Annotated in this window: 19 protein-coding genes, 1 tRNA gene and 1 pseudogene; 8 read left to right on the top strand and 13 right to left on the bottom strand. The window is 67.8% G+C overall.

The window, feature by feature from the left end:
- Window positions 1–12: 12 nt before the first annotated feature.
- The gene (lnt, locus tag QM591_RS14495; protein WP_415133291.1) at window positions 13–1,551 is read left to right on the top strand and encodes an apolipoprotein N-acyltransferase; all 1,539 of its coding nucleotides are present in this window, start codon (window positions 13–15) and stop codon (window positions 1,549–1,551) included.
- A gap of 45 nt (window positions 1,552–1,596) precedes the next feature.
- Here lnt and QM591_RS14490 read toward each other — a convergent pair whose 3' ends face one another.
- The 4 genes from QM591_RS14490 to QM591_RS14475 form a co-directional block, all read right to left on the bottom strand.
- Window positions 1,597–1,971 carry an RNA polymerase-binding protein RbpA gene (locus QM591_RS14490; protein WP_415133289.1) on the bottom strand — a complete coding sequence of 125 codons (375 nt, stop codon included), beginning with the start codon at window positions 1,969–1,971 and terminating at the stop codon, window positions 1,597–1,599.
- A 148-nt stretch (window positions 1,972–2,119) separates the two neighbouring features.
- On the bottom strand, window positions 2,120–2,890 hold the full coding sequence (locus QM591_RS14485) for a glycerophosphodiester phosphodiesterase family protein (protein ID WP_415133287.1): 771 nt from the start codon (window positions 2,888–2,890) through the stop codon (window positions 2,120–2,122).
- 7 nt (window positions 2,891–2,897) lie between these two features.
- On the bottom strand, window positions 2,898–3,881 hold the full coding sequence (locus tag QM591_RS14480) for an SPFH domain-containing protein (RefSeq protein ID WP_415133285.1): 984 nt from the start codon (window positions 3,879–3,881) through the stop codon (window positions 2,898–2,900).
- Window positions 3,881–4,387: an NfeD family protein gene (locus QM591_RS14475; protein ID WP_415133283.1), complete on the bottom strand. Its 507-nt coding sequence runs from the start codon at window positions 4,385–4,387 to the stop codon at window positions 3,881–3,883. Before QM591_RS14475 ends, QM591_RS14480 begins: the two co-directional genes overlap by 1 nt.
- 88 nt (window positions 4,388–4,475) lie before the next feature.
- Between QM591_RS14475 and QM591_RS14470 the strand changes: the two genes are divergently transcribed.
- Window positions 4,476–5,240, top strand: a complete 765-nt coding sequence (locus QM591_RS14470; RefSeq protein WP_415133281.1) for an SDR family oxidoreductase — start codon at window positions 4,476–4,478, stop codon at window positions 5,238–5,240.
- Between the two features lie 70 nt (window positions 5,241–5,310).
- Here the strand turns inward: QM591_RS14470 and QM591_RS14465 are convergent, their stop codons facing one another.
- Window positions 5,311–5,862, bottom strand: a complete 552-nt coding sequence (locus tag QM591_RS14465; RefSeq protein WP_415133279.1) for an HdeD family acid-resistance protein — start codon at window positions 5,860–5,862, stop codon at window positions 5,311–5,313.
- A gap of 136 nt (window positions 5,863–5,998) precedes the next feature.
- Window positions 5,999–6,736: pseudogene (locus tag QM591_RS14460) on the bottom strand (AEC family transporter); the annotation flags it as partial.
- A gap of 163 nt (window positions 6,737–6,899) precedes the next feature.
- Here QM591_RS14460 and QM591_RS14455 point away from each other — a divergent pair.
- From QM591_RS14455 to QM591_RS14440, 4 genes are all read left to right on the top strand, one after another.
- Window positions 6,900–7,448, top strand: coding sequence for a GNAT family N-acetyltransferase (locus tag QM591_RS14455; RefSeq protein ID WP_415133341.1), 549 nt, complete (start codon window positions 6,900–6,902; stop codon window positions 7,446–7,448).
- 108 nt (window positions 7,449–7,556) lie between these two features.
- Window positions 7,557–8,189: an SRPBCC family protein gene (locus QM591_RS14450; protein ID WP_415133277.1), complete on the top strand. Its 633-nt coding sequence runs from the start codon at window positions 7,557–7,559 to the stop codon at window positions 8,187–8,189.
- Window positions 8,186–8,854, top strand: a complete 669-nt coding sequence (locus QM591_RS14445) for a DUF4166 domain-containing protein (RefSeq protein ID WP_415133275.1) — start codon at window positions 8,186–8,188, stop codon at window positions 8,852–8,854. Before QM591_RS14450 ends, QM591_RS14445 begins: the two co-directional genes overlap by 4 nt.
- 46 nt (window positions 8,855–8,900) lie before the next feature.
- Entirely contained in the window at window positions 8,901–10,223 is a 1,323-nt protein-coding gene (locus tag QM591_RS14440) for an MFS transporter (RefSeq protein WP_415133272.1), read from the top strand.
- Window positions 10,224–10,272: 49 nt separating this feature from the next.
- Here QM591_RS14440 and QM591_RS14435 read toward each other — a convergent pair whose 3' ends face one another.
- The 5 genes from QM591_RS14435 to polA form a co-directional block, all read right to left on the bottom strand.
- Window positions 10,273–10,530, bottom strand: a complete 258-nt coding sequence (locus tag QM591_RS14435) for a DUF6458 family protein (protein WP_415133270.1) — start codon at window positions 10,528–10,530, stop codon at window positions 10,273–10,275.
- Window positions 10,531–10,621: 91 nt separating this feature from the next.
- Window positions 10,622–11,398 carry an SGNH/GDSL hydrolase family protein gene (locus tag QM591_RS14430; protein ID WP_415133268.1) on the bottom strand — a complete coding sequence of 259 codons (777 nt, stop codon included), beginning with the start codon at window positions 11,396–11,398 and terminating at the stop codon, window positions 10,622–10,624.
- A 61-nt stretch (window positions 11,399–11,459) separates the two neighbouring features.
- Window positions 11,460–12,503 carry an LLM class flavin-dependent oxidoreductase gene (locus tag QM591_RS14425; protein ID WP_415133266.1) on the bottom strand — a complete coding sequence of 348 codons (1,044 nt, stop codon included), beginning with the start codon at window positions 12,501–12,503 and terminating at the stop codon, window positions 11,460–11,462.
- 124 nt (window positions 12,504–12,627) lie between these two features.
- Complete coding sequence (locus tag QM591_RS14420) at window positions 12,628–14,304, bottom strand: DUF885 domain-containing protein (RefSeq protein ID WP_415133264.1); 1,677 nt, start codon at window positions 14,302–14,304, stop codon at window positions 12,628–12,630.
- A 69-nt stretch (window positions 14,305–14,373) separates the two neighbouring features.
- Window positions 14,374–17,034: a DNA polymerase I gene (polA, locus tag QM591_RS14415; protein WP_415133262.1), complete on the bottom strand. Its 2,661-nt coding sequence runs from the start codon at window positions 17,032–17,034 to the stop codon at window positions 14,374–14,376.
- Window positions 17,035–17,091: 57 nt separating this feature from the next.
- Here polA and QM591_RS14410 point away from each other — a divergent pair, with 57 nt between their 5' ends.
- Window positions 17,092–17,523, top strand: coding sequence for a PaaI family thioesterase (locus tag QM591_RS14410; protein WP_415133249.1), 432 nt, complete (start codon window positions 17,092–17,094; stop codon window positions 17,521–17,523).
- Between the two features lie 30 nt (window positions 17,524–17,553).
- Here QM591_RS14410 and QM591_RS14405 read toward each other — a convergent pair whose 3' ends face one another.
- The gene (locus QM591_RS14405; RefSeq protein WP_067159865.1) at window positions 17,554–18,174 is read right to left on the bottom strand and encodes an ANTAR domain-containing response regulator; all 621 of its coding nucleotides are present in this window, start codon (window positions 18,172–18,174) and stop codon (window positions 17,554–17,556) included.
- Window positions 18,175–18,251: 77 nt separating this feature from the next.
- Here QM591_RS14405 and QM591_RS14400 point away from each other — a divergent pair.
- Window positions 18,252–18,334 (top strand) — tRNA-Leu (locus QM591_RS14400).
- Between the two features lie 61 nt (window positions 18,335–18,395).
- Here the strand turns inward: QM591_RS14400 and pyk are convergent.
- On the bottom strand, window positions 18,396–19,844 hold the full coding sequence (gene pyk, locus QM591_RS14395; protein WP_067159869.1) for a pyruvate kinase: 1,449 nt from the start codon (window positions 19,842–19,844) through the stop codon (window positions 18,396–18,398).
- Window positions 19,845–19,869: the final 25 nt, after the last annotated feature.

Raw genomic sequence — 19,869 nt, 5'->3', positions numbered from 1 at the left:
TAGGCTCGTCACGTGCGCTCCGATCCCCGTCCCCTGCTGCCGCTGTGGGCGGCGGTCCTCGTCGCGATCGCGGGCGGAGCGATCCTCGACCTCGCCTTCCCCGACGTCGGCTGGTGGCCGTTGGCCTTCGTGGGAGTGGGGGCATCGCTCGTGACGCTGATCGGCCGCTCGGCGGGCGGCGCCTTCGTCGTCGGGTTCGCTTTCGCGGCGTCGTTCTACTTGATTCACATCGTGTGGATCACTCGCTATCTGGGCGTCGTCCCGTGGTTCGCCCTGGCCGGTATCGAAACGCTGCTGAGTGCGATCGGGGCCATCGCGATCGCGCTGGCCTATCGTTGGCTGCCACGTGTCTGTGCCGGCGTCTGGCCTCGCTTGGTGCTGCTTCCTGTCCTGGTGGCGGGGGTCTGGACGGCTCGCGAGCTGTGGCTCGGTGCCTGGCCGTACACGGGCTTTCCCTGGGGCAGGATCGGGATGAGCCAGGCCGAAAGCCCGCTCGCTCACATTGCCTCCTGGACCGGCGTGACCGGGCTCACCTTCCTGATGGTCTTCGTTGTCGCAGCCGTCGTCGAGATCGTCCGCCTGCGCGTGTGGCGCACGCCGGTCAGGATGGCGCCCGCGGTGCTCGTGCTCGCGACGCTCGTGCTCGTTCCCCAGTTCCCCACCTCCGACGCCGGAACGATACGCGTGGGCGCTGTGCAGGGGAATGGCCCGGCGGGCTACTTCGACGAGCGGGAACCGTACGCCGTGCTGCAGTCGCAGCTCGATGCGACGGCGGAACTCGCGGGGCAAGATCTGGATGTCCTGTTGTGGCCGGAGGGCGGGATCGACGCGGACCCCACGCGGAACGCCTCGGTCGCCCGGGTCCTGGATCGGTTGTCGGGCGAGTTCGACGCGCCTCTCATCGTCAACGCGGCTACGCAGCGCGGCGACCAGACGTTCAACACGTCGATGCTGTGGCGCGTCGGTGAGCGCAACCCTGTCGCCTTCCACGACAAGAGTCACCCGGTGCCGATGGGGGAGTACGTTCCCGACCGGTGGTTCTTCGAGAAGCTCGCCCCCGATCTCATCGGCCTCATCCAGCGGGAGTACACGCCCGGCACCAACCCCCCGTACTTCGACGTGAACGGCGTCGGGGTGGGCCTGGCGATCTGTTTCGACGTCATCTACGACGACGTCATCTGGAGTGGGGCGCGCGACGGCGCGGAGGTGTACATGTTCCAGACGAACAACGCCGACTTCCGTGACACCGATGAGAACCTCCAACAGCTAGCGTTTGCGCGGATGCGTGCGATCGAGACCGGGCGGGCCGTGGTCAACCTCTCGACCGTCGGCACGAGTCAGGTCATCGGCCCCGACGGGTCCACGGTCCAGTCCCTCGCCGCGGGCGCGCCGGGCGCCATGGTCACCGACGTGCCGCTCCGGACCGGTCTGACCCCGGCGGTGATCATCGGCCCCGCTGTTCAAGCGCTTCTCGGATGGGGAAGTGTGCTCGCGTTCGGCGTCGTGGGTGTGTTCGCGATCCGTCGCGCACGGTCGTCCGCACAAGGATGACGCCGGTTCCCTCGTCGGGAACCGGCGTCATCGATGTCGTGTGCGTTACGCGGAGAGGCGTGCCTTCTCCTCGCCGCCGCGACGGGCGCGCAGCAGAGCGAGGCGCTCTTCGAGCAGCTCCTCGAGCTCTGGGATGGTCCGGCGCTCCATCAGCATGTCCCAGTGGGTTCGCGGCGTCTTGTCGCCGGAGTGATCCACCTCGACGACCGTGTCTCCCACACGGAGCACGGCCTCGGCGCCGCAGGTGCGGCACTCCCAGACCTCCGGGGCTTCCGCGTCGGCGGCGAAGGTCATGACGGTCTCACGTGAGCACTGCGTGCACACGTAGGTGAAGTTCGCGCGCTCATGGAAAACGACGCCATCCTCGCTCTGTAGGCTGGATGCGCCGATCCGCATGCCGCGCAGGCTGCGATCTGCCATTGTGTGGTCCTCTCGTCCTCGTCAGGTATAACGCCCTGACCTGTGCGCGTCATCCGAACGGGCGCTCTGGTCGCCGCTTTCACAGCCGATGCCCAGAATGCCCGGGCGCCCTGGCGCGTCGGCCCTGTGAGTGCCGGAGCCTAGCTCCTCAGGACCGCGATCGGACGACGGCCAGCGCCCGGTCCGCGCGGTCGGTGACCAGCCCGTCGACGCCGAGATCGAGAAGCTCAGCCATGCGATCGGAGTCGTTGATCGTCCACACGTGCACCTCGACTCCGGCATCGTGGACCGCGTCGACGAAGCGCCGACGGACGATGGGCAGGGGGCCCTGCCGGAGAGGGACCTGCACGGCGTCGACACCGTGCAGGGCGCGACGGACGAGCCGAGGCGAGCGAGAGGCGACGGCCGCGAGGGTACGCGCGATCACGCTGCTCCCCGCGGACGTCGCCGGTCGGCCGCCCCGGGCGCGCGCCGCGTCGAGGGCCAAGCGTCGACGGCGGTCGGAGAAACTCGTCAGCAGTACCCTGTCGGAGTGCCGTGCGACATCGCGGCCGACCTGCTCGGCAGCGTCGGCTGCTTTGACGTCGAGGTTGAATCGGAGCGTGGGGAAGCCGTCGAGCGCTTGCGCGAGGGTGACGAGACCACCGCGCGTGGACATCAGCTCTTCGAGCTCCCGCACCGTCACGTCTCGAACGCGCCGTGGGTCGTCGGCGACCCGTCGGAGGTCGGGGTCGTGCAGGAGGACGACGACGTCGTCGGCGGTCAGGTGACAGTCGGACTCGACGTACTCGGCCCCGACGGCATGAGCCCCGGCCAGCGCGGCCAGCGAGTTCTCGATGACCCCCTCGGCGTCATCGGGCACGAAGCCGCGGTGCGCCAGGACGCGCGGACGATCCGGGAGGAACCAGGGATGTGTCACGCGGCGATCAGGCGGACGGGGTCGTGCGGGCTGCGGGCGCGGCCGGCGGCTCGCCCGAGCCGTCGTTTGCGCCCGCTGGAGCGACCGGCGGGATCTTCGCGGCGAAGCCGGAACTGAGTCCCTTGAGCGCTTCGGTGAACTCGCTCGGGATGATCCAGAGCTTGCTCGACGCGCTGTCGCTGATCTTCGGGAGCGTCTGCAGATATTGGTACGCGAGCAGCTTGTCGTCCGGCTGACCGGCGTGGATCGCGTGGAAGACGGACGTGATCGCGGCTGCTTCACCTTCAGCACGCAGGATCGCCGCCTGCTTGTCGCCCTCCGCGCGGAGGATCTCGGCCTGGCGTCGCCCCTCGGCCTCGAGGATCTGCGACTGCTTCGACCCTTCGGCCGTCAGGATCGCTGCACGGCGGTCCCGTTCGGCGCGCATCTGCTTCTCCATCGAGTCCTGGATGGAGTGGGGCGGATCGATCGCCTTGAGCTCCACGCGCGAGACACGGATGCCCCACTTGCCGGTGGCCTCGTCGAGGACGACGCGCAGCTGGCCATTGATCTCGTCGCGACTCGTGAGCGCCTCTTCCAGGTTCAGCCCGCCGACGACGTTCCGGAGAGTCGTCGTGGTCAGCTGCTCCACCGCGCCCAGATAGTTCGCGATCTCATACGTCGCGGCGCGCGCGTCGGTGACCTGGAAGTAGACCACCGTGTCGATGGAGACTACGAGGTTGTCCTCGGTGATCACGGGCTGCGGCGGGAAGGAGACGACCTGCTCCCGCATGTCGACGAGGGGCCGGAGCCGGTCGATGAACGGCACGAGCAGGTTCAGCCCGGGGGAGAGGGTGCGCTGGTAGCGGCCCAGACGCTCGACGACGCCGGCGTAGGCCTGCGGGATGATCCGGATCGATCGGAAGACGACGACGATCACGAAGATCGCGACGACGACCAGGAGGACGATGATGAAGATCTGTCCGATGAATGCGCCGAGGTCGATGGGCATCAGTCCGCGCTCCTCTCTCCGGGGGTGGGGTCAGTGGGCAGGGGTGGGGCTTCTGCGGGAGCGACCTCGACCGTCGCGCCGCGCACCGCGGTGACGACCACGCGTGAGCCGACGTCCAGCCCGGGGTCGGGTCCTATCAGCCGCGCGGTCCACGTCTCGCCGTTGTCGAGCTTGACCGATCCGGCGGCGTCGGTGAAGGGGGCCAGGACACGCGCGCCCAGACCGTAGAGGGCATCGACGTTGGTGGGTTGCGGCTGACTGCTCCGATGGAGGGCGCGCAAGAGCAGGGGGCGGATCGTGAAGAGGAGGAGCGCTGCGATGGCGGCCGCGGCGAGAACCTGTGCCCACCAGGCGCCGCCGAGGAGGTCGACCCCGAGGCCGCCGATGAGCGTGCCCCCGGCCAGCATGAGGAACGTGAACTCCAGCGTCAGCAGTTCGATGATGACGAACAGCAGCGCGAGCACGAGCCAGACGATCCAGAGGTATTGGGTGAGGTCAGGCAACACCGTTGCCTCCTTCCGCGAGCGCTCTCTCGAACCCTAACACCCCGGTGCGACGCAGGGACGGGGACGGGCGATTGATAGGCTGAACGCCATGTCTCAGCCCATTCCCGCCGGCGCCCTTGCCGGTCGCACCGCGCTCGTGACCGGCTCCTCTCGGGGTATCGGCGCCGACACGGTGCGCTACTTCGCCCAGGCCGGCGCGAACGTCGTGATCAACTTCCGGAACAAGGCGCCGCGCGCCGAGAAGCTGGCGGCGGAGTTGCGTGATCTGGGGGTCGAAGTGCTCGTGGTCGGTGCAGACCTCACCGACTCCGACTCGGTCGCGGAGATGTTCGCTGCCGTGAAGGAACGGTTCGGCTCGCTCGACATCCTGGTGCTCAACGCCTCGGGTGGCATGGAAGGCGGCATGGCCGAGGACTACGCCATGACGCTCAACCGCGACGCGCAGCTCGGCGTCCTCGATGCTGCCCTTCCCCTCCTCGACGACGGCTCCCGCGTGGTGTTCGTGACCAGTCACCAGGCCCACTTCATCCGCACCACTCCGACCATGCCGGAGTACGAGGTCGTCGCACTGTCCAAGCGCGCCGGTGAAGACGCCCTGCGTGAGCGGATCCCGGCTCTTGCGGAACGGGGCATCGGGTTCGTCGTCGTCTCCGGCGACATGATCGAGGGGACGATCACCGCGACGCTTCTCGAGCGGGCCAATCCGGGAGCGATCGAGTCGCGCCGCGAATCGGCGGGCAAGCTCTACAACGTCTCCGAGTTCGCCGAGCAGGTCGCTCTTGCCGCCGTCGAACCCATCCCCGCCGACAACACCCGACTGATCGGTGATGTGAGCTCGTTCGGGGGCCAGTGACGCTTCCTGCAGATGCGACGCGGTGGCCCGGAGGACGATGTTCCTCCGGGCCACCGCGTCGTAAGAGGGACTACTTGCCGAAGGTGAACGCGCGCACGAGATTGAGCACGCCCATCGCGATGAGCATGATCCCCAGAAGCCACCAGAGCACGACGGCTGCCCACAGGGGCGACAACAGGAGGTACACACCGGCGATCACGCTGACGATCGCGAAGAGGATCGTCCATGCCTTCGACTTGGCATCGCCCAGCGTCGAGAGCGAGACGACGCCCTCCACGATCCACGCGATGCCGATGAAGACCGACACGAAGACGGCGAGCCACACAGTGGTGGCCGCAAGGTTCGCGAAGGCGATGATGCCCGACGCGACGAAGAGCAGACCGAGGACGATGTGGCCGACGCGTACCCACCCGCCTTTGGTCTTGCTGAAGATCCCGAGTCCGGCATAGACCAGCCCGGTGGCGATGACGTAGATGGCGAGGATCCCCGTGACCACGGCGGCGGTCTGACCCGGCCAGACGAGGATCAGGATCCCGGCGATCAGGGTGAGGAGGCCGGCAAGGCCCAGCGTGACGCGAATGCCGGTCACGGCGTCCTTCTCGAATGAGGTAGCGGTAGACATGGCAGCGCCTTTCTGAGAAATCCCTGTGAGAGAACGGTTCCAGCGTAGTCCTCGGGCTGCGCCCAGGGGATTTCTGCGCGGTGGGCAGCGCCGCCAACACGGTCACGATGAGTACATCGGCAGGGGAGAGGTGGAGTACGTGCGCGGCGACCGACCAGGCGACCACGGGCATCACCGCCAGCTTGAGGACGCTCGCGACGAGCACGTCGCGACGCCGCCCGGGTACCCCGAGCACACGCTGCCCGTGCAGGGAGATGCCGTAAGAGATCAGCAGCACGGGGACGCACGCATTCGCGATCAGCAGCAACGGCTCGATGGCGACTGGGGGAAGCGTGATCCCCGAGACGGAAACGAGCATGCCGAGCACCGATCCGACCACGATCGGGTTGGTCGCGGTTCTGCGAAGGATCGCCGCGGGGCGTCGCTGGCCCGTGGAGACGGCCTCGAAGATCGCCATGCTGATCGGGGTGAAGATCACGAGCTGCATGAGGATGACCGGCGCGGGGTATGCCGCGCTGCCCAGGAGGTACAGCGAGAGCGGAATGCCGATGTTGTTCGAGTTCACCTGACCCGACGACAGGGCGCCGATGAGCGTCTCACCGACGCTCCGCCGCCACCAGAGGCGCGCGATGAGTGCGTAGATCGCGAACACGGCGACCGCGGCGATCGCCGAGACCGGCAGGAGGGCCGAGAAGAGGGTATGGACGTCGGCCTGCGCGAGGACGACGAACAAGAGGAAAGGCGACAGGACGAAGAACGTGAGTCTGCCCAGCACGTGACGCGCGTGGGGTCCGAGGAGGTCGATCCGTCCGAGCAGCCAACCGAGAGCGATCGCGAGACCCACGACGACGAAGCCGGTCAGTGCGTCCCACATGGTTCGAGCCTAGGCCCGGACGAGAGGCGCGTTGCGCCGACGGTGGAGGAGCAGACTGGGCTCATGGACCTCATTGCCGTCTTTCCTCCGTTCGGGCTGCGCGTGGAAGCGGGACCCGTGGTCCTCACGCCCATCACCGACGGCGTGCTTCCCGCCCTGATCGATCTCGCCGCCCGCGGAGTCCACGACCCAGCCGTCATGCCCGTTCCACTTTCCGTGGACCGATGCTCCCGCCGACGAGCTTCCCCATCAGCTGGCGCAGTATCACTGGGGCGCGCGTGCCCGGTGGTCGCCCTCGGCGTGGTCGCTCGAGTTCGCTGTGGAGTATGAGGGCTTTGTGGTCGGGACACAAGGATTCTTTACGCGGGAGTACCTCACGACACGGACGGGTGAGACCGGATCATGGCTCGGACGCGAACACCACGGCCGTGGCATCGGAACCCGGATGCGTCAGGCGATCTGCGCCTTCGTGTTCGACCAGCTCGGCGCTGTCGAGGTGACATCCGGTGCGTTCGTGGACAACGCCGCGTCGCTCGCGGTGAGTCGGAAGGTCGGTTATCGCGACGACGGACGGCAGCGTCTCGCGCGACGTGGTGAGGCTGCGGTATCACGACGGCTCGTGCTGACCGCCGAGGATCTCGTGCGCGGCGAGCCGATCCAGGTCAGCGGAGTCGCGGAGTTCCGCCGCTTCATCGGTCTGGATGCGGCGTGACGCCCGTAGAGTGCAATAGCCGATAATGCACATTATGTCAGCTCACGGAAACTCGCGTGACAGGCTCCGGTCCCCTCATCGTGCGGATCATCTCGGTAATGTCGAGGAGTGACCCCGCGCGCCATCTACGTGGAGATCGAGATCTCCGCTCCGATTGAAAAGGTGTGGAGACGCACGCAGGACGCGGCGCAGCATTCGCGATGGGACCTTCGCTTCTCCCGCATCACGCCGGCGGAGCCCGATGCCTCGGGCGTCCAGTCGTTCACGTACGCACGACGCGTTCCTTTTCATACGGTCGAGGGTGTCGGCGTGAGCATCGGCGAGCGATCCCGTCCTGACGGCAGCCGCACCTCGGCGCTGAAGTTCTTCACCCGCGACCGAATCTCCCCGATCCGTGCGGGGCGCGGATATTGGCGCTACCTGCCGTCGGCTGACGGAGGCACGCGGTTCATCACGGGCTACGACTACACGCCCGGGTGGGGGCACTGGGCCGACGTGGTGGCTCGGCCGGTCCTCGGCTGGGCCACGGCGTGGAGTTTCGATCGGCTGAGAATCTGGATCGAGCGCGGGGACGAACCGGAGGACTGGCCGCTGCGCAGCGTGCTCTGGTTCTGGAACCCGCGGCGTCCGCGCGCGGCACGGTGCCGCCGCTCCCCCGAGGGCGGCCCCCGACGCGGCGATCACCTACGCGATGCGCCGGCGACGCTGGCCTCGCTCCCCTCCCCTGAGGCGGCGCGATGACGTCGATCTTCGAACGCGCGATGGGCGAGGATTTCAGCCGGCTCCACCCTCAGCTCCAGCGACGCTTCGGCGTTGGGCTCGATCGCGGCGAGGCCTGCATCGGGCGCGGCGTCATGACGCGGATCCGACGAGGACCATGGTGGACGGTGCCATTCCTCCAGATCGGGAGACTCCGCAACATCCTGATCCCCGACACCGGAACCGACGTCCCGTTCGTCATCGAGAACTACGCGTATCTCGACCCGTATGGCCGGGAGACCGTGACCTTCGTCCGTGAGTACACGATCGGTACTCGACGGCGGCGTTTCGATGCCACGATGGTGCACGACGCCGGCCGCATCGTCGACTACCTGGGAACCCATCAACACCTCGCGGTGGATCTGGATCTCGCCGTGGACGACGACGGGGCGCTCGTGCTGACCTCGCACGCGCAACGGTTCTACGAAGGGCCCGTCGCCTTCCCGTTCCCTCTCGTCTTCAGCGGCCGCGCGCGCTTGCGCGAGTGGTTCGACGATGCCGAGGGGCGGTTCCAGGTGGACTTGGAGGTGCACAACGAGCGATTCGGGTTCCTCTTCGGCTACCGCGGATCGTTCACCTGTGAGTGGACGCCCGTATCGCACGTTCCCGCGCGTCTGCTCCCCCGCCGTCACGAGCGACGTACCTAGAGCGTCGCGGACGACCCGCTCCGTCCGGGGTGGGTAACGTGGAGTCGTGACCGTCTCCCCTGCCCCGCGCGTCGCCGGGGCGCGGGCCTGGCTCATCTGGACCGTCGGCGTGGCGGCGTACGTCCTCGCGATCACCAATCGCACCTCGCTCGCGGCGGTGGGCGTGGACGCCGCCGAGCGTTTCCAGGCCGATGCGGCGACACTGTCGCTGTTCGCCGTGGTCCAGCTCGCGATGTACGGCGGCATGCAGATCCCCGTCGGGGTGCTGCTGGACCGCTACGGCGCACGTCCGATCATGACGGCGGGGATGATCCTCATGGCCGCCGGCCAGCTGACGATGGCCCTCTCCCCCAGCGTCGGCGTCGCGATCCTCGCCCGGGTTCTGCTCGGCGCCGGCGACGCCGCGGTGTTCCCAGGCGTTCTGCGGCTCATCGCCCTGTGGTTTCCGGCGCAGCGCGCGCCGCTCATGGTGCAGCTGACCGGCATCGTCGGTCAGGGCGGGCAGCTCCTTGCTCTCGTTCCCTTGGCGGCCTTCCTCCACGCCACGTCGTGGAGCATCGCCTTCGGGAGTATCGCGGGTCTCGGGGTGCTGTTCGCCGTGCTCGTCTTCGCCCTCATCCGCAATCGCCCTGCCGCTCTCGCCGCCGACGTCAGCGTCAACACCGACACCGGGGCGATCCGCGTCGTGACGTCGTCGGTGGATACCGGCGTGGGAATCCGCGCGGCATGGGCACACCCCGGCACCCGGTTGGCGTTCTGGTCACACTTCACGACGCCGTTCGCCGGCTCGGCCTTCATTCTCCTCTGGGGCATGCCGTTCCTCACGGCCGGCGAGGGGCTCTCACGCACGGCCGCCGGTGCGGTGATCTCCACCTATGTGATCGTCGGTATGGCGCTGGGGCCGATCATGGGTGAGCTTTCCCGCCGCGTGCCGCACCTCCGCTCGCGCGTCCTGGTGCTTCCCGCCATCGCCGTGCAGCTCATCGCGTGGGTGGCCGTGATCGTGTGGCCGGGTGCCGCGCCGCACTGGCTTCTGTACGCGCTCGCGATTGCACTCGCGATGGGTGGCCCGGCGTCGATGATCGCATTCGATCATGCCCGCACCCACAATCCCGCGCACCGGCTCAGCACGGCAACCGGGCTCACGAACGCCGGGGGCTTTCTGGCAGCGCTGATCGCCGTCTTTGCGATCGGACTGGCTCTGGACCTCCAGGGGGCCGGCACGCCGGCGACCTACTCGATGGATGCGTTCCGCCTCGCCTTCCTGACGCAGATCCCGTTGTGGGTCGCCGGAGCGGTCTTCATCGTCATCGAGCGATCCCGGACCCGTGCGCACATCGGATGGACCAAGCCGCCGCGTAAGCGCTGACAAGGGAGAGGGCGACCGCGCCACGGCGGTCGCCCTCTCCTCCCCGTCGTCAGACGGTGGAGTCTCCTGATGTGCTGGTCTCGGTGCGAGTCACGCGCTCTCCGGCCGCCGGATCGACGGTGCGGGTGACGGACTCGGTGGAACGACGACGCGCCAGCAGGATGATGCCGATCACGAAGATGACCGCTCCCGCGCCCATCAGGATGTAGCCGATCATGTCGAGGTCGACGTACTGCACGTCCACATCGACGGCGAACACGAGGATCGCTCCGATCACGAACAGGGCGATTCCGGCACCGATGCTCATAACGCACTCCAATCACGAAGGTGGTGCGACCCATCGTGACGGCGGCGTGGGCGCGCTGTCTGCTCCCTTGACAGCGCAGCGGCGGCTGTGGTTAGCCCGGGGGAATCTCGATCCACTCTGGGTATTTGGGCTCGCGACCGTCTCCCGACGACGTGCCCGTCAGGCGTCGTCGCATCCAGGGCCCGAGGTGCTCGCGGAAGTACTCGCTGCGCCGCAACCGTGCCGCGTCGGGCCACTCCGGGAGATCCCACCACGTCTCCGGCGGCCGTTCCCCCACCGCCTCCAACACACGTGCCGCGACGCGGTGGTGGCCGCGGGCGTTCATATGGAGGCGATCTTCAGACCAGTACGACGGACCCGACAGTTCCTTGTCCGGCCAGTTGAGCGCGCGGATCACGTCGTCGCGGTGGGCGACGCGGTCGAGCACGGCGGCCGACATCAGGTCGCCCCGACGCTGGATCACTCGCCCCAGCGGCAGCCCGGCGGCGGGGTTCGCACCCGAGAGGAGGATGAGCGTGACCCCTTCCTCGTCGCAGCGCCGCAGCACGTGGCTGAAGGCGTCGGCGATGTGTGCGATGGAGGTGCGGGGGCGCAGCATGTCATTGCCGCCGCCGTTGAAGGAGAGATGCGTGGGGCGCAGCGCCAGTGCCCGCTCCAGTTGATCGCGGACGATGGGCCACACGAGCTTCCCGCGAATCGCGAGGTTGGCGTACGCGATCGGCTCCCCGCGCGAGGTCGCCCAGCCCTGCGCGGCGAGGTCGGCCCAGCCGCGAACGTAGCCTTCCGGATGGCTCGTATCGCCGGGGAGCTCATCTCCGACGCCCTCGGTGAAGGAGTCGCCGATGGCGACGAACCGAACCGAGGACATGACGCTCAGCCTACGCGGTGTCTCGACTCCCGACGCCTCGGCAGGGTGCGTCCCCGGCGGCTCAGGCGGCCGCGCCAGCGAGGATCTCTCGCACTCGCGGCACCACTTGCGTGCCGTAGAGCTCGACCGAACGCATCAGCCGGTCGTGCGACAGGGTGCCGTTGGAGAACTTGAGGTCGAAGCGGTCTGCTCCGAGCGTCTGCAGGGTCGCGGCGATCTTCTGGGCCACGCGTTCCGGGGAGCCCGCGTACACGGCGCCTTCCGGTCCGACGTCGTGCTGGAACTGGAGGCGGCTGTATGGCGGCCACCCGCGCTCCGCGCCGATGGCGTTGCGGTTCGCCTCCATCGCGGGGTACAGCTCCTCCCACGCCTGCTCGTCGGTGTCGGCCACGTGACCGGGTGAGTGGATGCCCACGGGGCGCCGATCGTGACCGAACTCGGCCAGCGAATGGTGGAAGAGGTCGACGAACGGTCGGAACCGTGCCGCCGACCCACCGATGATCGCCAGCATGAGCCCATAGCCGTACTTCGCCGTCCGGACGACCGACTCGGGAGATCCGCCGACCCCCACCCAGGCGGTGAGTCCGTTCTCGGTCTTCGGGAAGACGTCGGCTTCGGACAGGGCGGCCCGCGTCGTTCCCTGCCACGTCACCGGCTTCTCATCGAGCAGCTGAGCGAACAGCTCGAGCTTCTCTTCGAAGAGCACTTCGTAGTCGCGAAGGTCGTACCCGAACAGCGGGAAGGACTCGATGAACGAGCCGCGGCCGAGGATCACCTCGGCACGGCCGCGAGAGACGGCGTCCAGAGTCGAGAACCGCTCGAACACTCGGACCGGGTCGTCGCTGGAGAGCACGGTGACGGCCGTCCCCAGATGGATCCGCTCGGTGCGTGCCGCAGCAGCCGCCAAGACGATCTCGGGGCTGGAGATGGCGAACTCCGCGCGGTGGTGCTCCCCCACCCCGAAGAAGTCGAGCCCCACTTCGTCGGCGAGGACGGCCTGGTCCACGGTGTCGCGGATCGCCTGAGCGTCGCTTACGCGCTCCCCCGTCGCGCCGTCGATCGTGACATCGCCGAACGTGTCGAGCCCGAATTGTGGGTGTGCCATCGCGACCTCCTGTGAGGATCCCCGACCGGTCCGAGGACTCCGAACGAATGGTTTCTATTCGAGCGAATGTAACCGCGGGAAGGGGCGCGGTATTCCGGGCGCCCCTCCCCTTTCGGTGTAGAGGTCAGGCGCCGAGGAGGGCCATCCGCAGCGTGTCGAGACCCACGCCTCCCAGGCGCAGCGCGCGCATGTGGAAGCGCTTGATGTCGAAGCCCGCGCCCTCGCGCTCGGCCACGTCATCACGGATCTGCTCCCAGATCCGCTGACCGACCTTGTACGACGGTGCCTGGCCCGGCCAGCCGAGATAGCGGTTGACCTCGAACTGAATGAACTCGTCGGACATGTTGACGTTGCGACGCATGAAGTCGAGCGCGTAGTCGGCGTCCCAGGTGCCCGTGCCGTCGAGGCGCGGCTTCTCGAGGTGCACGCCGATGTCGAGCACCACGCGGGCGGCGCGCATCCGCTGGCCGTCGAGCATGCCGAGCCGGTCCGCCGGGTCGTCGAGGTAACCGAGCTGCTCCATCAGTCGTTCGGCATACAGGGCCCACCCCTCGGCGTGGCCGCTGGATCCCGCGAGGAGGCGCCGCCACGAGTTGAGCTCGGCGCGGTTGTACACGGCCTGCGCGATCTGGAGGTGGTGACCCGGAACGCCCTCGTGGTAGACGGTGGTCAGCTCGCGCCAGGTGTCGAACGAGTTCACTCCCTCCGGCACCGACCACCACATGCGTCCGGGCCGGGAGAAGTCGTCAGTGGGGCCGGTGTAGTAGATCCCGCCCTCGTTCGTCGGCGCGATCATGCACTCCAGGCGCCGAATCGGCTCCGGGATGTCGAAGTGGGTCTTGCCGAGCTCGGCGACGGCGCGGTCGCTCGTCTCCTGCATCCAGCGCTGCAGCGCGTCGGTGCCGTGGAGCTTTCGGTTCTCGTCCGCCTCGAGGAACGCGACGGCCTCCTCCACCGATGCTCCGGCCTTGATCTCCCGTGCGATCGACTCCTGTTCGGCGACCATGCGGGCGAGCTCCTCGATGCCCCATTCGTACGTCTCGTCGAGGTCGATCACGGCGCCGAGGAAGCGGCGGGAGTGGAGCGCGTACAAGTCGCGTCCCACCGCGTCCTTGTCGTTCGCGGCTGGTGCCAGCTCGCTGGAGAAGAACGCGGCGAGGCCGTCGTACGAGACGCGAGCGGCGTTGGCGTTGTCGGTGAGGTCGCGGGCCAAGGAGGCGGGGAGGTTCCCTTCCTCGGGTGCGGCCTCACCGGCGAACGTGGCGAAGAAGCCGTTGTCGGCGGTGTAACGCGCGATCTGGGTGATCACCTCGGTGACCTGGCGACGTGCGGGAACCACGCCTTCGGCGATACCGGAGCGGAGGGTCTCGATGTACCCGTCGATCGCCGCCGGGACCGCCTTCAGCCGCGCCGAGATGACCGACCAGTCCTCGACCGTGGCCGTCGGCATCAGGTCGAAGGTGCTGCGGATGTCCTGTGCCGGGGAGGCGATGACGTTGAGGTCGCGGAGATGACTGCGGGCCTCGTGCAGATCGATGTCGAGTTGGAGGTCGCCGGCGAGGTCCGCCTTCGTGACGACATCGACCTCGTCGGCCGGCTCCGCCGCCTGCAGCGCAGCCAGGGTCGCTCGTGCCGCCTCGTAGGCCCGCTCATGACCCTCGGGAGAGAAATCGTCGAGTCGATCGTTGTACTCGAACCGCCCGATGTAGGTCGCCAGGCCCGGTGACAGTTCGGCCGCGGTGTCGACCCAGGCGTCTGCGATCGCGTCGATCTGGGTGGGAGTGCGCTGTGCGTCAGTCATCCTTCGAGCCTAGTCCCGCGCCCCTTCTCACCGGGAGCGCACGGCCCCCTCCTCAGGCCGTCGACAGAGTCAGTGGCCGGCGGCATCCCAGTTGGCGCCGCGGCCGATCTGCACGTCGAGCGGCACGGTGAGCTCCGCCGCATCGCCCATGCGTTCGCGGACGATCCGCTCGACCTCGTCGCCCTCTCCTGCGGCGACCTCGATCACGAGCTCGTCGTGGATCTGCAGGAGCACGCGCGACTCCATCTCCGCCTGGCGGAGCTCCTGATGAATCCGGAACAGCGCGATCTTCATGATGTCGGCGGCACTCCCCTGGATCGGGGCATTCAGCGCCGCGCGCTCGGCGTTCTCCCGCAGCACGCGGTTCGGGCTCCCCAGGTCGGGGAACGGGCGACGGCGGCCGAAGATCGTCTCGGTGTATCCATCGATCCGCGCTTGGGCCACCGACGAGCGGAGGTAGTCGCGCACTGCTCCGAACCGCGCGAAGTACTCGGTCATCAGCTGCTTGGCCTCCGCCTGCTCGATGCGCAGCTGCTTGGAGAGTCCGAAAGCGCTGAGCCCGTAGACCAGCCCATAGGACATCGCCTTGACCTTCGTCCGCATGGCGGGAGTGACGTCCGCGGGATCGACCCCGAAGACGCGGGCGCCCACGAAGCGGTGCAGATCCTCACCGGAGTTGAACGCCTCGATGAGCCCGGGATCGCCGGACAGATGCGCCATGATGCGCATCTCGATCTGCGAGTAGTCGGCCGTCAGCAGTGTCTCGTAGGCGGTGCCCACCTCGAAGGCCGCGCGGATACGGCGCGACTCCTCGGTGCGGATCGGAATGTTCTGGAGGTTCGGGTCGGTGCTCGAGAGCCGCCCGGTCTGACTGCCTGTCTGGAGGTAGGTCGTGTGGACCCGGCCGTCGGCACCGATCGCGGCATCCAGCGACTCGATGATCTGCCGCATCTTCGTGGCTTCGCGGTGCTGAAGAAGGAGATCCAGGAAGGGATGCGGATGCGATTCCTGCAGGTCGGCGAGCACCGCGGCATCGGTGGAGTACCCGGTCTTCGTCTTGCGGGTCTTGGGGAGCTGGAGCTGGTCGAACAGGACCTCTTGCAGCTGCTTGGGCGAGCCGAGGTTGACCTCGCGCTCGATTTCGGCGAACGCCCGTTGCGCGACGTCGTCGGCTCGCACGGCGAGGTCGGACGAGAACGCGGACAAGAGCTCATGCGAGACCGCGACGCCGGCCAGTTCCATGTCGGACAACGCGTCGAGAGTGGGGAGCTCGATATCGGTCAGCACCGTGTGCACCGATTCGGGGAGCTCGGGGCGCAGCGCCGCGACGACGCGGAGCGCGTACCAGGACAGCTGGCCAGGCGTCGCGCCCTCGGTCTCGGGGATCAGCTGGGTCGGATCGGCCTCGGGGAGCTTCTCGTCGAGGTAGCGCTCCACGAGGTCGGACAGGGACTTGTCGGGGAAACTGGGGCGCAGCAGCCAGCCTGCCAGGATCGGGTCGAACACGAGCCCGCCCATCCGTACACCGGCCCGCCGCAAGGCTTTGACCTGTGGCTTCGCGTCGGAGAGGATCTTCGGCGCGGCGCTCTCGAGCCAGGGGGTGATCGCTTCGGCGAGCTCGTCCGACCACGACGCCTCGATGGCCTCATCGAGCGTCGCCAGACCGATCCGATCGGGAAGGCCGCCGACGGTCGTCAGCGTGACTCCGATGCCCTGCACACCGGTCTCGTCGACCGCATCGGTGGTGTGCGCCGCGATCCACGCTGCCACGCCCAAGGCGTCGGGTTGGCTCGGCGTCGGAGCGCTGACCGAGGGCGTGTCGTGCGTCGGAGTGCCCGCCTCCCCTGCCGCTTCGAAGACCCGGGGCAGGAGGGTGCGGAACTCGAGACGAGCGAAGATGTCGCGCACGGCCTGCGCGTCCAGCGGCTTCACGATGAGGTCGTCGGGGGTGACACCGAGCTCGACGTCGCGCAGGAGGGTGTTGAGGCGGCGGTTACGCCGGACGTCGTCGAGATGCTCGCGCAGGTTCCCTCCGACGACGCCCTTGATCTCGTCGGCGCGGGCGAGGAGATCGTCGAGGGAGCCGAACTGCGTGAGCCACTTGACCGCCGTCTTCTCCCCCACCTTGGGGACGCCGGGAAGATTGTCGCTGGTCTCTCCGACGAGCGCGGCGATGTCGGGATAGTTGGCCGCCGGCAGACCGTACTTCTCGACGACGGCCTCGGGCGTGTAGCGCTTGAGCTGCGAGACGCCTTGCACACTGGGGTATAGCAGCGTGACGTCGTCGGTGACGAGCTGGATCGTGTCGCGGTCGCCCGAGCACACCAGCACATCGAAGCCCTCCGCGGCACCTTGGGTGGCAAGAGTCGCCAGGATGTCGTCGGCCTCGACCCCCTCTTTGGTCAGCACCGTCACGTTCATCGCCGCGAGGCATTCCTGGAGCAGCGGAATCTGGCCCTTGAACTCCGCGGGCGACTCGGAGCGGTTCGCCTTGTACTCCGCATACTCGTCGGTGCGGAACGAATGACGAGACGTGTCGAACGCCACGGCCAGATGCGTCGGCTTCTCGGCCTTCAAGAGGTTCACGAACATGGACAGGAAGCCGTAGATGCCGTTGGTGTGCTGGCCGTCCTTGGTGGAGAAGTTGTCGACCGGCAGAGCGAAGAACGCCCGATAGGCCAGCGAATGGCCGTCGACGACGAGAAGGGTAGGCTTTGCGGAGTCCGTCACCCTGCAAGCCTAGACGGGGGCGCGGACACCACGAACGGTCCACTTCGAAGGTGAGCGATGACGTCCGATTCCACTTCCACCGACCTCTCCGGGCTCGACTGGGCCACGCAGCGAGGGATGGGGGCCCTCGCCGAGAAGATGGGGATGGAGTTCCTCGAGTTCTCCACCGAGCGGTGCGTGGCGACCCTCCCCGTGGAGGGCAACACGCAGCCGGTGGGCCTCATGCACGGCGGTGCCTACGTCGTGCTGGGCGAGTCGCTCGGCTCGATGGCCGCGAATCTCCACGCCGGTCCCGGACGCCTCGCCGTGGGTGTGGACATCAACGCCACGCACACGCGTTCCGCGACCAGCGGCGTCGTCACGGGAGTCTGCACACCCGTGCACTTGGGGCGCAGCATTACCGTTCATGAGATCGTCGTGACCGACGACCAAGGACGCCGGTGTTCCACGATCCGGATCACCAACATGATCCGGGAGCTCCCCGCCTGACGCGGCCTCGCCGCATCTGGGGAGGGGTCGTCAGCCCTTCTTCGGCGAGAGCTGCTCGATGATCGCCTTGGCGACGTCTTGCATCGTGAGGCGACGATCCATCGACGCCTTCTGGATCCAGCGGAAGGCCTCCGGCTCGCTCAGGCCCATCTTCTCGTTGAGAAGACCCTTCGCGCGGTCGACGAGCTTGCGGGTCTCGAAGCGCTCGACCATGTCGGCGACCTCGGCCTCCAGCGTGATGATCTGCTCGTGACGTGCCAGGGCGATCTCGATCGCGGGGAGCAGGTCGTTGGGAGTGAACGGCTTGACGACGTAGGCCAGCGCGCCGGCCTCGCTCGCGCGCTCGACGAGCTCCTTCTGGCTGAAGGCGGTCAGCAGGACGACGGGGGCGATGTGGGCCTTGCTCAGCTTCTCGGCGGCGCTGATGCCGTCGAGCACGGGCATCTTGACGTCCATGATCACCAGGTCGGGGCGAAGCTCGGTCGCCAACTGCACGGCGGTCTCGCCGTCCCCAGCCTCCCCGACGACATCGAAGCCGTTGTCGCGGAGGATCTCGACGATGTCGAGGCGGATCAGCGACTCGTCCTCGGCGACGACGACGCGTCGCGGAGCGGAGGACGAGGCGGCGGTGGTCTGTTCCTGCTCTGTCACTCGTCCATCCTAGAGCCACGTCGCCGCTCCGGCGGCCAGGAGCACACCCCGGACTGCGGTATCGTCGTGAGACGTGCGCCGGTGTGGCGGAATGGCAGACGCGACCGACTCAAACTCGGTTGCCCGAAAGGGCGTGTGGGTTCGACTCCCACCACCGGCACGACAACGACGGAGGGCGGGAACCGCATGGTTCCCGCCCTCCGTCGTTCCGGTGTGACCCGTTACTTCTCCGCCTGGTAGATCGGCGCGTTGCCGTGCACGGCATCGCCGATCTTGTGCACGCGGATGTCGTTGGTCGAGCCGATGATTCCGGGAGGCGATCCGGAGATCACGACGACCTTGTCGCCTTCCGAGGCGAGCTTGTTGCCGAGGAAGAACTCGTCCACCTGCAGGAACATGAGGTCGGTGTGGGCGACGTGCTCGACGAGAGTCGACTGCACCCCCCACGTGAGGGCCATGCGGCGCCGGATCGCGGGATCGACGGCGAAGGCCATCATCGGGATGCCCGGGCGCAGTCGCGACATACGACGCGCGGTGTCCCCCGACTCGGTGAAGATGCAGATGAACTTGGCCTCGACGAACTCGGCCACCTCGTTGGCGGCGAGGGTGATGATGCCGCCCTGCGTGCGAGGCTTGGCGGAGAAGGGGCGGATGCGCTCGAGCCCGTGTTCCTCGGTCGAGGCCACGATGCGGGCCATCGTCTCCACGACGACGATCGGGTACTTCCCGACGCTCGTCTCGCCCGACAGCATCACAGCGTCGGCACCGTCGAGCACGGCGTTGGCGACGTCGCTCGTCTCGGCGCGCGTGGGCACCGGGTTCTCGATCATCGACTCGAGCATCTGCGTGGCGACGATGACCGGCTTGGCCATGCGGCGGCAGAGCTCCACCGCCCGCTTCTGGACGATCGGCACCGCTTCCAGGGGAAGCTCGACACCCAGGTCACCACGGGCGACCATGATGCCGTCGAACGCGTCGATGATCTCCTCGAGATTGTCGACGGCCTGGGGCTTCTCGATCTTGGCGATGACGGGAACCTTGCGTCCCTCTTCGGCCATGATCTCGTGGACGCGCGTGACGTCGGCGGCGTTGCGCACGAACGACAGGGCGATGATGTCGGCTCCGGCCTTCAGCCCCCAGCGGAGGTCCGCCTCGTCCTTCTCGGACAAGGCGGGAACGCTCACGGCGACGCCCGGCAGGTTGATGCCCTTGTTGTTGGAGACGGGGCCGGCGACGATCACCTTGGTGGTGACGACGGGGCCGTCGACGCTCTCGACCTGGACCCGCACCTTGCCGTCGTCGATCAGCAGGAAGTCACCCGGCTTGACGTCTCCGGGGAGGCCCTTGAAGGTCGTGGAGACCAGTTCCTTGGTCCCGGGGACATCCTCGGCGGTGATCTTGAAGATGTCGCCGACGGCGAGCTCGTGCGGACCATCGGTGAACTTGCCGAGGCGGATCTTGGGACCCTGGAGGTCCACGAGGATGGCGACGGCTCGACCCGAGTCCTCGGCGGCCTTCCGGACGTTCGCGAAACGCACTTCGTGCTCCGCGTACGATCCGTGGCTCAGGTTCATTCGGGTCACGTCGACACCGGCGTCGATGATCGCTCGGATCATCTCGTACGACTCGGTGGCGGGTCCCAGGGTTGCGACGATTTTCGCGCGTCTCACTGACTGACTCTCCGGTCTGTGTTCG

The organism is Microbacterium sp., assembly GCF_047607225.1.
GTDB lineage: Bacteria > Actinomycetota > Actinomycetes > Actinomycetales > Microbacteriaceae > Microbacterium.
This window is presented reverse-complemented; position numbering and strand designations above follow the sequence as displayed.